Raw genomic sequence first — 14,044 nt, 5'->3', positions numbered from 1 at the left:
ATATTATAATATTATTAAACAATAATAACTATTAATTAAGGAGGCATATTTATGGTAAAGGTATATACTACCAATAGTTGTCCTTGGTGTGTTAAAGCAAAAAATTATCTTAGATCAGAAAATATTGAGTTTGAAGAACTAAATGTTCAAGATGACATGAACGCTAGAGAAGAAATGATAAGTAAATCTAAGCAAATGGGTGTTCCTGTTCTTGATATTGATAATAATATTATTATAGGATTCGATAAAACTGCTATTTTAAAGGCTCTAGGCAAGTAATTGAGAGGCGATATTTCGCCTCTTTATTTTTTTATAGTATCTAAATATTTCTTTTAAATTATATCTTTATATATAATTACATTATTAACTCTATTATTTCTTATTTAATATATATTTCTCAGCATTTAGTAATGCAATTGTACCATCTGCAACAGCAGTTGTTATTTGCCTGTATCTCTTCTGTCTAACATCTCCTGCAGCATATACACCTTTAATGTTTGTTTGCATATCTTCATCCGCTATTATATACCCTTGAGCATTTAAGTTTAGATAATCTTTTATAAATTCAGTTCTTGGCTCAGTTCCAATGCACCCAAAAACTGCATTCATCTCCAAACTGCGAACTTCTTGTGTTTTCGTATTCTTAATAGTTACTGATTGCAAAAACTCATTTCCACTTGCTTCTATCAAATCTTCATTCAACAGTACTTCTATTTTAGGATGATTGAATACTTCATCTATTAATGCCTGCTCACCTTTAAAATAATCATATCTTCTTATTAAATATACTTTTTCAGCAAATCTAGTTAAGAATATCGATTCCTCTAAAGCCGAATTTCCACCTCCCACAACAGCTACCCTTTTCCCCTGATAAATTGCTCCATCACAAATTGCACAATAGTGTATTCCTCTTCCTGAAAATTCGCTTTCTTGTGGGATAGGTAACTTTTTAGGGGCTGCTCCTGTTGCAACTATCACTGCTTTAGGTTCATATATATATGATTCAGTCTCAATTGTCTTTTTATCATCTGATATATCTATATTTTGAATTGAATCAAATTCATCAATTATAGCTCCAAGTTCTCTTGCCTGCTCTTGAAATATATCTGCTAAATCTCCACCATCTATACTTTTAAATCCTGGATAATTCTCTATTGTATAACTATTTCGAACTTGCCCACCTACAATCTCATTTTCTAATAGTAATACATTTAATTTAGCCCTTCCTGCATACATTGCCGCTGTGAGTCCTGCTGGACCTCCACCAATTATGATTAAGTCTAAATTCCTTTTCTCTTTACTCATTTTAATCTTTCTCCTATTCTCAATACATATCATAAATAAATTATAACATATAACTTATTTATAATAATATTTAATAAAATGAGCTGCTTCAATATTCTCGTTATCTTATGCTCTGAAACAGCTCATTATATTTGATCAATTTTTATTCATTTCTAAATTACTTTCAACTAACCTTTTAAATACAAGTATATTTTCTGATTCACTAACTTTTACTCTATCTCCAATTTTAATATTTCCCTGTAAAATTTCTTCGCTTAATCTATCTTCTATTTCTTTTATAATGAGCCTTCTTAATGGCCTTGCACCATAATCAAGATCAATACCCTTACTCAATAAGAATTTTCTACTGTCATCTTGAAACTCCAAGTATATTTCTCTTGCTTCAAGCCTTTTCCTTATAGAATCAAGCATTAAATCTACAATTTGATTTAAATCTTCATCACTTAATTTGTGGAATACTATAGTATCATCTATTCTATTTAAGAACTCTGGTCTGAATTTTTGCTTTAACTCACCTAATATGTTTTCTTTCATTTTTTCATACTCGGTTTCATCGCCAGCGCTAGTTGTGTTAAATCCTATACTCTTCTGCTTTTTTATTTGATGCGCTCCAACGTTTGAAGTCATTATTATAATTGTATTCTTGAAATTAACAATCTTACCCTTTCCGTCAGTAAGTCTACCATCTTCCATAATTTGAAGTAATATATTGAACACTTCTGGATTTGCTTTCTCAATCTCATCTAAAAGCACTATTGAATACGGCTTTCTTCTAACAGCCTCTGTAAGCTGACCTCCATCTTCATATCCTACATAACCTGGTGGAGATCCTATTAATCTAGATACAGAATGACTTTCCATATACTCGGACATGTCAACCCTTATAATGTTATTCTCATTACCAAACATTGCTTCTGCAAGTGCCTTAGAAAGTTCTGTTTTACCAACTCCAGTCGGTCCCAAGAATATAAAACTTCCAATCGGTCTACTAGGGTCCTTTATTCCAACTCTTGCTCTTCTTACTGCTCTAGCAATAGACTTCACTGCCTCATTTTGCCCAACAACTCTTTTGTGAAGTATGTTCTCAAGGTTTAACAATCTCTCACTCTCAGATTCTGTTAACTTTTGAATTGGAATCTTTGTCCATGATGATACTACGTTAGCTATTTTTTCTGCATCTACAACTAGTAATTTAATTGAGTTCTGAGTATCCCAATTATTCTTCATATTACTTAATTTATCTTTTAAAGTTCTTTCTTTATCCCTTAGATTTGCTGCTCTCTCAAAATCTTGGACTCTTATAGCTTCTTCTTTTTCTTTACTTATATTCTCAATCTTCTCTTCTAAATCCTTTAAATCTGGTGGTGCTGTTAAATTTTGTATTCTTACCTTTGCTGCTCCTTCATCAATTAAATCAATAGCTTTATCTGGCATAAATCTATCTGTTATATATCTATCTGATAAATTTACAGCCGCTTCTAGTGCTTCATCTGTAATCTCAACTCTATGATGGGCTTCATACTTATCCCTTAATCCTTTTAAAATTTCTAACGTCTCTTCTTTAGTAGGCTCTCCTACCGTTATTGGCTGAAATCTTCTTTCAAGAGCAGAATCCTTTTCTATATACTTTCTGTATTCATCAATTGTTGTAGCACCAATGCATTGAATTTCTCCTCTTGCTAAAGCTGGCTTTAATATATTTGAAGCATCAATAGCACCTTCTGCTCCTCCGGCACCTATTATTGTATGAATTTCATCAATGAAAATAATAATGTTTTTATCCCTAACTATTTCTTCCATTGTTTTTTTAAGTCTTTCTTCAAATTCTCCTCTATATTTTGCACCTGCTATCATCGATGTTAAATCTAAAGAAACAACTCTCTTATTTTTTAATATTTCAGGAATATTTCCTTCAACTATTCGCTGAGCTAACCCCTCAACTACAGCAGTCTTACCAACTCCTGGTTCACCTATTAAACATGGATTATTTTTGATTCTTCGGCAAAGAATTTCTAGCAATCTTTGTGTCTCATTATCTCTTCCAATCACAGGATCTAATCCGCCTTCTCTAGATAAAGCTGTTAAATCTCTACCATACTTATCAAGCATAGGTGTATTGGCCTTTTTATTATCCATAGTACTTTTGTCACTTACTTTATCTTCATAATTGCCAGATAAAAATACAACTAATTCCTCACTTATGACTGCAAAATTTATATTTAAACTCTTCAGAATTGTATAAGCCATTCCTTCTTCTTGATTAAGTAATGCTAATAGGATATGTTCCGGGCTTACATATTTATGATTTAACTTCTTAGCTGCCGCAAAACTTTCATCTACTAATCTTTTTGTTCTTGGTGTTAATAAAATATTATCATCTGTTCTCTTAATATCTCCATAACCCAAATATCTTTGTATCATCGTTCTAATTTTATCACTATCAACACCATGCTTTTTTAGCAATTTGGCTGAATATCCGTCTTCTTTTAAAATACCTAGAAGCATATGTTCGGTTCCAACGTAACCGTGCTTAAACTTTTCAGATTCATTTTCAGCCTCTAGAATTACCGCTTGAGCCCTTTCTGTTAATTTATTGTATTCCATATCTTTCAAACCTCCTATCTTTTCGTCATGTCAATATTTCCTTTACGATTTTTGCTCTTTCATACTTACTTTCCTTTTCATCTAAGGATCTTCCCAAATGATTTTGAAGTGATGAATTATTTGCAAGTATAAATAATTTATCCAATTTATTTTTTTCAACATCTATAAGTGATAATTCTGATCCTAATCTAACACTAGATAATAAATCGATTGTTTCCTTCGGATCCAAAAGAATTGCAGACTTTAATATTCCATATGCTCTGTATACTCTATCTTCTAATTCATATCTGCATTTATTAAGTAATATTTCCCTAAACTTATTTTCTTCACCAATTAAATCTAAAACGGCCTCTTTCAATTTATTTATAATATTTTCCTCAGATAAACCTAATGTTGTTTTGTTGCTTACTCTATATAAATTGCCATAACCTTTTGTACCATCCAAATAGATGCTCTTTATTGTAAGTCCAATCTTACCAATACTTTTTGAAACATTTTTAATTTCTTCACTCATTGCAAGCGCTGGTAAATGAAGTATTACTGATGCTTTCAATCCTGTTCCAATATTTTCTGGTGATGTTGTTAAATAGCCTAAAGTCTCATCAAATGCATAATCAAAGTTTTTTTCTATTTTGTCGTCAACATTTGTTGCAATTTTAAACGCTTCTTCTAAATTCAGCCCTTGACTTACATACTGAAGATTAATATGATCTCTAGCATTCACCATAATACTTAAAGTTTCTTCTTTATTAATAATAAATGACCCTTTATCTGAATTCTTAAGAAGCTCTTCACTTATTAAGTCCTTTTCTAAATAGTGTTTACTAAAATCCTCTTTTGTATTCCAAATCTCATGCAATGTAATTTCTTCATCAATTAGTTCATCTTTGAGAACATTATATATATTCTTGCCATTATCTCTGCCTTTTATATAGTTTAATTTATTTGGAAAAGGTAAATCACTAAAATTTCTAGCTAATAATATTTTGCTACTCAATACAATTCCATTATCTTCATCCTTATTATCAGTCCAGCTATTCATTGCAATTCTCCTCCTTTACACTTTGAAGGACATTAGCAGCATTATTTCGTTCTAATATATATAATTCTAGCTTCTTAATCTCATCTCGTACAATCGCTGCTCTTTCATATTCTTCATCTATAATTAATTTCTGCATTTCTTCTTTTAAATCCTTTAGCCTTCGTTTTTGAACTAATTCTCTTCCTTTTACCTTTGGAATCTTGCCTACATGTTTTACTCCAGCCTGCAAGCTCTTTATTCTTGGTTCAAGTACAACTTTGAAATCTTTGTAGCAATCAGAACACCCTAGCTTTCCAGATCTTTTAAATTCATTGTAGGTTAATCCACAACTTGAACAAACTATTTCCTTTATTTTATTATTATCAATACTACTTTTATTACTCTCAGTATTAGATAACATTTCTGTTAACATTCCTTGAAGCGGGAAATTAATATTTTGAGCCATAGAATTTAAAAAAGGAATATTTGCTATGTCCTTTACACAATTTTCACATAACCAAACCTCATGCTTCTGTCCATTCATCACTGTAATTAAATTTACTTTTGCATCATTTTTTCCACATTTTTCACACAACATGTATATCCCCACCTTTTAAGATAAAATTACCATAATCATTGCTTTTAAAATATCAGCTCTTAATTTATTTTTATTATCTGCTGAAGCCAAACTTCTATCATTTATTGCGATTTTCATTACTTCGCATTCTCGTTCTTCGATGACTCCTGATTCAAATAAATGATTTAATAAAGCATGAGCATTATGATATGTTATTGTATCGCCTATACTTTGATTTATTATTTCCTCTCTTTGATTGGAGTTGTCGTATTCTAATTGCTTAATAGCTATATGACCACCTCCACCTCTTTTACTTTCAATTAAGTATCCTCTTTCATAAGTAAATCTAGTTGTTAACACATAATTGATCTGAGATGGTGCACATCTAAACTGATCTGCCAATTCATTTCTTTGTATAAAAACTACATTATCTGTATCTGCATTTTCATTAAACATTTGTTTTATAAATTCTTCTATTATATCTGAAAGTCTTGCCATAACATCACCTGCTTAAACTTTTATTTTTGTTTTTGACTTACTTTGACTTTATACTATTATACTATATCTTTTTTGCTTTTTAAAGCATCAATATAAGTTTATGATTATTTCTAGTTTTATCTGTTAATAATATATATTAATAGGCGTATGGACTTATTAGTAAAATTAATTTATGGAGGTTTTTTATGCAAATAACTTGGTACGGACATTCATGTTTTCTTATAAAAACATCCATGGGAAAGAGAATTTTAATTGACCCATTTGATAGCAGCTTAGGATATGATAATAATTTTCCAAAATGTGATTTAATTACTATTAGCAATAATCATTTTGATAGTTCATATATAAACGACTTAAATCTTAAAACTAAAGTTATTAATGAAACTGGAGAATTTGATATTAATTTCATTAAGGTGGAAGGTATAAATTCATTTCATGATAAATATAATGGCTTAAAAAGAGGACCTAATATTATTTATATATTTAATGACAATAAATATTCCTTATGTCACTTAGGCGATTTAGGGCATATTCCCTGCGTATCAATATTAGAAAAATTAAAAAATGTTGATATTTTATTCATACCTATAGGTGGACACTTTACCTTAAACGGACATGAAGCTGCAAAACTTTGTAAATTGATTTCTCCTAAATACATAATCCCTATGCACTATAAAACAAATAAAACCTCTCTCTACTTAGATGACCCTAAAAATTTTATCATATCAATGAAAAATATAAAGAAAGTACACTCCAATATATTAGATACCACTGAATTAGGCTCAGACTTGAAAACCAATTGTATATTATTAACTCTTCCATAGTTAAAAGTTATTTTATCACATCAAAGATCTTATATAACAAAAATAATTTATGTATCAGCCAAATAAATTAAAGTTCTACCTATTGCTTAATTGCTTATACTATAATTATTTGAATATAAGTTTATATAAACTTATTTTATCATTTTATAAATACATACCATTTTATAAATAAAAAAATCTGCTTCGCAGACTGTGTGTCTCTGCTACTATCAAAAGTTATTCACAGATTTTACTTTATTATAATTTCCTAAAGAATAAAAAAAAGACCGTCATAAGACGATCTCTCTTTTCTATTACTCTTGGTTTGGAGCTCCTACTGGACAAACATTAGCACAGTTTCCACAATCGATACAAGAATCTGCATCGATAACGAATAGAGTATCTCCTTGAGTTATAGCACTAACTGGACATTCTCCAGCGCATGCTCCACAGCTAACACATGAATCATTAATAACAAATGCCATCTAGAACACCTCCTAATAAATTGTGGTAATTAACCTCTTACATTTTAACATGTATTCTGATGTTTTTAAAGTCTTTTGTTATATAGGCATTTTATTTTTTAAAATTACTATTATATATTGGGATTAAATAACTATATAACCCAAGTCCTCTATATAATTGATCGTTTTCTGGATATTAAAAAAACTATCATTATATATAACAGTTATTTCTTTCTTTACTAAAGATATCTCTGTAGCTATCACCCCTGAATTAGTGACAATCACATCTTGAATTATTTTGGCATCATTTTGAGATTCCATATTACAAATCTTAATAACAGATTTCATAGAAATCCCTCCTATTCCTCATTAATAAGATTCTTTAATAATTTCTTATCTTCTTCAGAGTCAACAATTAATTTAATATTATTTTCATCAATTGTATCTTCATATTTTCCTGAAACAAGTTCTACATCTGTTATCTTAAATTCTTCGACTACCTCTTCGTCTCCTCTCCTAACTTTAACCTTGACAATTTCTTTGACTATTGAATTTCCAATAACTTCTCCATTTCCAGTATCCGTCTTAACTATGGAACCGACCTTAGGTAACCTTTTCCTAATACCCTCATATGTAGTTTGCTCATAATTTAGACAACACATTAATCTTCCACATATTCCAGATATCTTAGTTGGATTTAGCGAAAGGTTCTGCTCTTTTGCCATCTTTATTGATACTGATGCAAAGTCACCTAAAAAAGTTGAACAACACATTGATCTTCCACAAGGTCCAAGGCCACCGACCATTTTGGCTTCATCCCTAACTCCTATTTGCCTTAGTTCTATTCTAGTCTTAAATATAGTGGCTAAATCTTTAACCAGCTCTCTAAAGTCAACTCTGCCATCCGCTGTAAAATAAAATATAACTTTATGGTTATCAAATGTATATTCTACATCTATTAATTTCATATCCAATTTATGTTCTTGTATTTTTTCTAAACATATATTTAATGCTTCTTTTTCCTTTTCTTTATTTTCTTTATGTTTATTAATATCATTTTCATCAGCTATCCTGATAACATTTTTTAATGGTGAAACTATATCCTCTTCCCTAATTCCCTTAATTCCAATAACACATTCACCAAATTCTATACCTCTAGCTGTTTCTACAATTGCATAATCTCCCTTTTTAATAGGCAATTCTGATGGGCTAAAATAATAAATTTTTCCTGCCTTTTTAAATCTTACTCCTATAACATTTATCATTAATTATACCTCCGCAAATCCCATAAGCAGTACACTTACAGTCATTGAATAGTTTGTATTACTATTAAAATTTATTCTTGCTTCTTCTATGTATTCTAACATACTATTTAACTTTTTATAAGATATTCCTCTTGATATATCTTTTATTTTATATTCTTTATCAGAATTAACAATAAGCTCATTGTTATTTAATTCTTTAAAAAGCATAATATCTCTTATATATGATAAAAGTATATTTAATAATTCTACTTTATCTTCTTTTGAATTCTTAAGTAACTCTTCATATTTTAAAACTATTCCTTGCTCTCTTTTTAAAATATCTTCAAAAAGACCAATGCATATGTCTCTTAAATTTTTCAGTTTTTCATCGTTTATAAACTTATCTACTTTTCCTGGAATACCAGAACTATATGCTAGTGCAGACTTTTTATCATCTAAAGTTAAATCAGCATAGTTGTTATCAATATAATTTAAAATCTCTTCTTTACTTAATGGGGTTAGTTTATATATTTGACATCTTGACTTTATAGTATCTAAAATTATTTCTAAAGAATCACTCAGTAGTATTAAGTATACCCCATGTGGAGGCTCTTCAATAGTTTTAAGTAGTGCATTTTGAGCTTGAACAGTCAGTTTATCACACCTATATAATATTAATACTTTTTTATCTCCTTCATAAGGTTTTTTATTAACTTCATTTATTATATTTCTGACGTCATCTACACCGAAAGAATTAGAAGACGGGTAATACTTTACTATATCTACACTTTCTACTCCATTCTTATCCTTTATGATGTGATTTGATATACACTTTGCTATTATACTCTTTCCAATCCCATCATTTCCAACTATTAAATTTGCATGAGAAAATGAGTCATTCAAAGCTCTATTATGTATACTATCAATAATGTTTTTATGCCCAATAATTTTTCTCAACGCTTATCTCTCCCTGGTATCATATTTTTACAAACTTATCTACATCCAGTACAAATATAGTAGCTCCCCCTACATCAATCTGAACAGGGTACTGTTGCATATATCCGCCTTCACTTCCACCAAAGGTAGTAGGTGTAACTAAAGTTTCTTTTCTTTTCTTACATATATTTTTTATGATATCAATAGCAACCTCAACCCTTTTTTCCTCAACACCTACCAGTAATGTAGTATTACCAGACTTAAGGAATCCACCTGTTGTTGCTAATTTTGTAACTCTATAATTCTCTTCTGTTAATACCTCTATAACATCACTTGAATCCTCATCCTGAACAATTGCAATTATCAATTTCATCATAATTACCACCCTTAAAATAATACTAATTAATTATATATTATTTTACCATAAATAATATCCTTTTTATTAGTTAGTTTATATTTGTCCAAATTCTTGGTTTTAAAATATTTTTTATTTGATCGATTACACTTTCTTTTGATTTACTAGCATCTATTTTAACGATTCTATCTTTATTATTTTCAAAAATAATGTTATATCCTTCTCGAACTCTTTGATGAAAATCTAATTTTTCTAAATCCAATCTATTAATTTCTCTACAATCATTATTACTAATTCTCTCTAATCCAATTTGTGGATCAAGATCAAATAGAACTGATATATCAGGCATATATTCTCCAATAGCAAATTTATTTATGCTCATAATTTCTTCAATACCTAAATCCCTTGCATGTCCCTGATACGCTAGCGAGGAGTCTACAAACCTATCGCAAAGAACTATCGCTCCTTCCTCTAATGCTGGGATAACTTTCTCCACAAGATGCTGCCTTCTTGCTGCCGCGTAAAGTAACGCTTCGGTTCTAGCATCCATGGCCTTATTCTCTTTACTTAATACAACTTGTCTTATTTGTTCAGATATTGTAATTCCACCAGGTTCTCGAGTCTTTATACAATTCAAATTATTATCTATAATCCAATTATATATTGAATCAATTGCTGTTGTTTTTCCAGTGCCCTCTCCACCTTCAAAAACTATAAATAAACCTTTTTTCATTATGAATCCCTACCTTAAATTATGTCTAGGTAAAATAATTTAACATTTAGCATGCTCATCAAATAAAATAACCTTAACTTTATCCTTATAATCATCATACTCCGGATCAGATGCGCTTGTTCTTACAATTTTTTCTTCGCATGCTCTACAAATCATTTCCCCATTCAATATTATACCATCACTATCAATTGCACCACACATGAAACATAATTTATTTGAATTTTCCATATACTATTCCCCCTTAATTTTCTAATACTTCTAAAATTATTACCACATTAATTATTTTTAATACAATTGCCAGTGGTAAATAATTTGTTTTATTAAATTTATATTTTTTCATTTACTGGTAACAATAATATATAGAGAAATAAATTTATATTACGTAAACATATTAATGGTGTTTAACAAATGTTATGCTTTCAAATCTAATGTTTAGCATAACTCTCATTGCATACTTACTTATGTGATAATTAATGGCTTGTGTCAATCATTACATATAAAATATTTTATTTATGTAGAACTTATGCATTTTAAACTAACTATAAATATGTTAACAGTAAAAAGAAAAATAAGAAAGGAGAACTTACTGTAAAACAAAGCAAAACATGTACTATATATAAAATTTAGTAATTTGCTTTTGTATGTTTGAGTAAGAAATTAAATTTATGAAACAAAAAATCATTTCATTTTTGTCTACCTGTAATGATGATATTAAAAATTTATGTACTTACTTATATGAAAACCCTGAAGAAAGTTATAAAGAATTCAACGCTTCTAATCATATCTGCGATTTATTGTATAAATATAATTTTGAAATTACTAGAAATTTCTTAAATATCGAGAACTCATTTATGGCACAAAAGGGAGTTGGCCATCCAAAAATTTGTTACCTTTGTGAATATGATGCTATAACTGATGAAGGACACATCACTGGGCATAATATGGTTACTTCTATATCTGTTTCAGCTACTCTTGCTCTAGGAAACATAATAGATGATATAGGTGGATCAGTAATAATAATTGGATGTCCTGGCGAGTATTTAGGTGGAACTAAAGCCACTATGGTTAATCAAGGTGTATTTGATGACATTGATGTAGTAATGTTAGCTCACCCTGATACCTCTACTTGTGAGAGTGGCTCATCATCAGCAATCATTCCTTTAGGTATTAAATTTGAGAGTGAACGTAAACTATCATTCTTAAACAAAAATTCCTATACATCCTTAGATGCTGTTTTATTAACACTTAATATCTTAAATTCTATAAAAAAAGGATTTCCTGATAGCTTAGAAATAAACTCAGTCATATCAAATGGAGGATATACTACACTATTATTGCCATCCGACTCAGAAATAAAACTCTGCATTCGAGCCTATAATACAGAAATAGCCAATTATGCATATGACAAAATAAAAGATATTGCAAATTATGTAACAAAGTTAATTAATATACCCAATAAATTTTTTCTATACGAAGCTCCAAGCAAAGAGTTAATCACAAATCGTACCTTGAATAGACTTTTTAGCCATAACCTAAAAGAAAATGGAATAATTGACATTTGTCCTGCAAAGGATATTTTTGCTGGATTAAGCATTGGAGATGTGAGCCACAGAGTTCCATGTATTCATCCGTACATCTCCATTATAGATAATACTAACATTAAATATGGGAGTCTAGATTTCGCCAAAGCGACCGTATCTTCATTTGCACTAAAACAATGTAATATTGCTGCTGCTGCACTTGCATTTACTGCTGTAGATTTAATCAAAAACGAGGCTCTTCTTAATGAAGTTAAATCCGAATTCTTCAATACAAAAAAGAAATAAAGAAATAAATTCCCTTTAAAATATAATTTTTAAAGGGAATTTATTTTTTATTTTACAATGAACACCTATCATTGAAAAATATCTTTAAATATTTGCCAATATCAAATATGACTAATACATAAACACTTATATTTACAATCTATCATATAATAGTATAATATTAGTTGAACCGCTTAGGAGGTGCTATAAATTGATTCAAATATATAAAAGTGAAAGTGAATTTAATACTACCCTAAAATCAATAGATACAATAGATAATGGCGCTTGGATAAATGTAGTTGCTCCATCTGATGAAGAATTAATATTAATATCTAAAAAGACAGGAGTTGCCCTCGAGTTTTTGAAAGCAGCTTTAGATGATGAAGAAACCTCTCGAATTGATATTGAGGATGATTCATTATTGATAATAGTCGATATTCCATTTACCGAAATGGAAGATAACTCATTGACCTATGATACCTATCCTCTTGCAATAATACATACTGATAAACAATTAATTACCGTATGCTTAAAAAACAGCAAAATATTAACCGATTTTGCCAACGACAAAATAAAATCCTTTTATACATTTAAAAAATCAAGATTTACTTTACAAATATTAAACAGAATATCAACATATTATTTATTATATTTAAGACAAATTGATAAGAAAAGTTTAATGATTGAAAAAAGACTTCATAAATCCATGAAAAATAGAGAACTTATTCAATTGCATTCCCTAGAAAAATCTCTTGTATACTTCTCGACATCTTTAAAGGCTAATGAAATTACTTTAGAAAAAATGCTGAAATTAGAATTGATGCAAAAATATGAAGAAGATAAGGATGTTTTAGAAGATGTCATAATTGAAAATAAACAAGCAATTGAAATGACTGAAATTTATAGCAATATATTAGCTAGTACAATGGATTTCTTTGCATCTGTAATATCTAATAACTTGAATATCGTAATGAAAGTTCTTGCATCTGTTACAATACTTATGGCTATTCCTACTATTATTGGTGGAATATTTGGAATGAATTTAAAATTGCCTTTTGCAGAAGATGATCCAAGCGGATTTCCTATAGTTATGGGATTAACCTTTGGAATTTGCGGTCTAGTTGCATTTATATTATATAAAAAGGATATGTTTAAATAACATATCCTTTTCTTTATCATGTAAACAATATATAACAAAAAACCTTGAAATATAAATTTCAAGGTTTCTTTGGAGGCGCCACCCAGATTTGAACTGGGGAATAAAGGTTTTGCAGACCTCTGCCTTACCACTTGGCTATGGCGCCATTATGGTGGCTCGAACTGGAATCGAACCAGTGACACGAGGATTTTCAGTCCTCTGCTCTACCGACTGAGCTATCGAGCCATCTTACCTCGCAACTTCCTACTCTCCCACACAGTCACCCGTGCAGTACCATCAGCGTTATAGACCTTAACTTTCCTGTTCGGAATGGGAAGGAGTGTTACCTCTATGCCATCATCACGAGATATTTTGAAAGAATTATGTTCTTTCAAAATTGCATATAAATTTTGATGTATTACAACTTGATTATTTATTGGTCAAGCCCTCGACCTATTAGTATCAGTCAGCTAAATATGTTACCATACTTACACCTCTGACCTATCAACCTTGTAGTCTTCAAGGGGTCTTACTAGCTTACGCTATGGGAAATCTAATCTT

General features: G+C 29.7%; 16 protein-coding genes, 2 tRNA genes and 2 rRNA genes. 4 read left to right on the top strand and 16 right to left on the bottom strand.

Going from position 1 to position 14,044, the window contains the following annotated elements; all coding sequences use genetic code 11:
• Positions 1-51: 51 nt before the first annotated feature.
• A complete protein-coding gene (locus tag CLCHR_RS22010; RefSeq protein WP_079442054.1) occupies positions 52-279 on the top strand; it encodes a glutaredoxin family protein in 228 nt (75 codons plus the stop codon).
• 93 nt (positions 280-372) lie between these two features.
• Here CLCHR_RS22010 and trxB read toward each other — a convergent pair whose 3' ends face one another.
• From trxB to CLCHR_RS21985, 5 genes are all read right to left on the bottom strand, one after another.
• Positions 373-1,305, bottom strand: a complete 933-nt coding sequence (gene trxB / locus CLCHR_RS22005; RefSeq protein ID WP_079442053.1) for a thioredoxin-disulfide reductase — start codon at positions 1,303-1,305, stop codon at positions 373-375.
• A gap of 135 nt (positions 1,306-1,440) precedes the next feature.
• Positions 1,441-3,909 carry an ATP-dependent Clp protease ATP-binding subunit gene (locus tag CLCHR_RS22000; RefSeq protein WP_079442052.1) on the bottom strand — a complete coding sequence of 823 codons (2,469 nt, stop codon included), beginning with the start codon at positions 3,907-3,909 and terminating at the stop codon, positions 1,441-1,443.
• Between the two features lie 25 nt (positions 3,910-3,934).
• A complete protein-coding gene (locus CLCHR_RS21995; RefSeq protein ID WP_079442051.1) occupies positions 3,935-4,951 on the bottom strand; it encodes a protein arginine kinase in 1,017 nt (338 codons plus the stop codon).
• Entirely contained in the window at positions 4,944-5,528 is a 585-nt protein-coding gene (locus tag CLCHR_RS21990) for a UvrB/UvrC motif-containing protein (protein WP_079442050.1), read from the bottom strand. The genes CLCHR_RS21995 and CLCHR_RS21990 overlap by 8 nt, the downstream gene beginning before the upstream one ends.
• Before the next feature lie 15 nt (positions 5,529-5,543).
• Positions 5,544-6,005 carry a CtsR family transcriptional regulator gene (locus CLCHR_RS21985; protein WP_079442049.1) on the bottom strand — a complete coding sequence of 154 codons (462 nt, stop codon included), beginning with the start codon at positions 6,003-6,005 and terminating at the stop codon, positions 5,544-5,546.
• Positions 6,006-6,190: 185 nt separating this feature from the next.
• Here CLCHR_RS21985 and CLCHR_RS21980 point away from each other — a divergent pair, with 185 nt between their 5' ends.
• Entirely contained in the window at positions 6,191-6,829 is a 639-nt protein-coding gene (locus CLCHR_RS21980; RefSeq protein ID WP_079442048.1) for an MBL fold metallo-hydrolase, read from the top strand.
• 293 nt (positions 6,830-7,122) lie between these two features.
• Here CLCHR_RS21980 and CLCHR_RS21975 read toward each other — a convergent pair whose 3' ends face one another.
• From CLCHR_RS21975 to CLCHR_RS21945, 7 genes are all read right to left on the bottom strand, one after another.
• Entirely contained in the window at positions 7,123-7,293 is a 171-nt protein-coding gene (locus CLCHR_RS21975) for a DUF362 domain-containing protein (protein WP_079442047.1), read from the bottom strand.
• 123 nt (positions 7,294-7,416) lie between these two features.
• Positions 7,417-7,620, bottom strand: coding sequence for a heavy-metal-associated domain-containing protein (locus CLCHR_RS21970; protein WP_079442046.1), 204 nt, complete (start codon positions 7,618-7,620; stop codon positions 7,417-7,419).
• 11 nt (positions 7,621-7,631) lie between these two features.
• Entirely contained in the window at positions 7,632-8,537 is a 906-nt protein-coding gene (locus CLCHR_RS21965; RefSeq protein ID WP_079442045.1) for a PSP1 domain-containing protein, read from the bottom strand.
• 3 nt (positions 8,538-8,540) lie between these two features.
• On the bottom strand, positions 8,541-9,473 hold the full coding sequence (locus CLCHR_RS21960) for a DNA polymerase III subunit delta' (RefSeq protein ID WP_079442044.1): 933 nt from the start codon (positions 9,471-9,473) through the stop codon (positions 8,541-8,543).
• A 19-nt stretch (positions 9,474-9,492) separates the two neighbouring features.
• Positions 9,493-9,825 (bottom strand): cyclic-di-AMP receptor, encoded by a 333-nt coding sequence (locus CLCHR_RS21955; RefSeq protein WP_079442043.1) that lies wholly within the window; start codon positions 9,823-9,825, stop codon positions 9,493-9,495.
• 73 nt (positions 9,826-9,898) lie between these two features.
• Positions 9,899-10,540 (bottom strand): dTMP kinase, encoded by a 642-nt coding sequence (gene tmk / locus CLCHR_RS21950; protein ID WP_079442042.1) that lies wholly within the window; start codon positions 10,538-10,540, stop codon positions 9,899-9,901.
• Positions 10,541-10,579: 39 nt separating this feature from the next.
• On the bottom strand, positions 10,580-10,768 hold the full coding sequence (locus CLCHR_RS21945; protein ID WP_079442041.1) for a sigma factor G inhibitor Gin: 189 nt from the start codon (positions 10,766-10,768) through the stop codon (positions 10,580-10,582).
• 437 nt (positions 10,769-11,205) lie between these two features.
• On the opposite strand from CLCHR_RS21945, the gene CLCHR_RS21940 reads away from it, so the two are divergent.
• Positions 11,206-12,366, top strand: coding sequence for a zinc-binding metallopeptidase family protein (locus CLCHR_RS21940; protein ID WP_079442040.1), 1,161 nt, complete (start codon positions 11,206-11,208; stop codon positions 12,364-12,366).
• Between the two features lie 190 nt (positions 12,367-12,556).
• Positions 12,557-13,504, top strand: a complete 948-nt coding sequence (locus tag CLCHR_RS21935) for a magnesium transporter CorA family protein (RefSeq protein WP_079442039.1) — start codon at positions 12,557-12,559, stop codon at positions 13,502-13,504.
• Positions 13,505-13,574: 70 nt separating this feature from the next.
• On the opposite strand, the gene CLCHR_RS21930 is transcribed toward CLCHR_RS21935, so the two are convergent.
• The 4 genes from CLCHR_RS21930 to CLCHR_RS21915 form a co-directional block, all read right to left on the bottom strand.
• Positions 13,575-13,649 (bottom strand) — tRNA-Cys (locus CLCHR_RS21930).
• 4 nt (positions 13,650-13,653) lie between these two features.
• Positions 13,654-13,729: transfer RNA gene (locus tag CLCHR_RS21925), tRNA-Phe, on the bottom strand.
• 5 nt (positions 13,730-13,734) lie between these two features.
• Positions 13,735-13,851, bottom strand: a 5S ribosomal RNA gene (rrf, locus tag CLCHR_RS21920).
• 68 nt (positions 13,852-13,919) lie between these two features.
• Positions 13,920-14,044, bottom strand: a 23S ribosomal RNA gene (locus CLCHR_RS21915); the annotation flags it as partial.

It is taken from the genome of Clostridium chromiireducens, assembly GCF_002029255.1.
Lineage (GTDB): Bacteria > Bacillota > Clostridia > Clostridiales > Clostridiaceae > Clostridium > Clostridium chromiireducens.
This window is presented reverse-complemented; position numbering and strand designations above follow the sequence as displayed.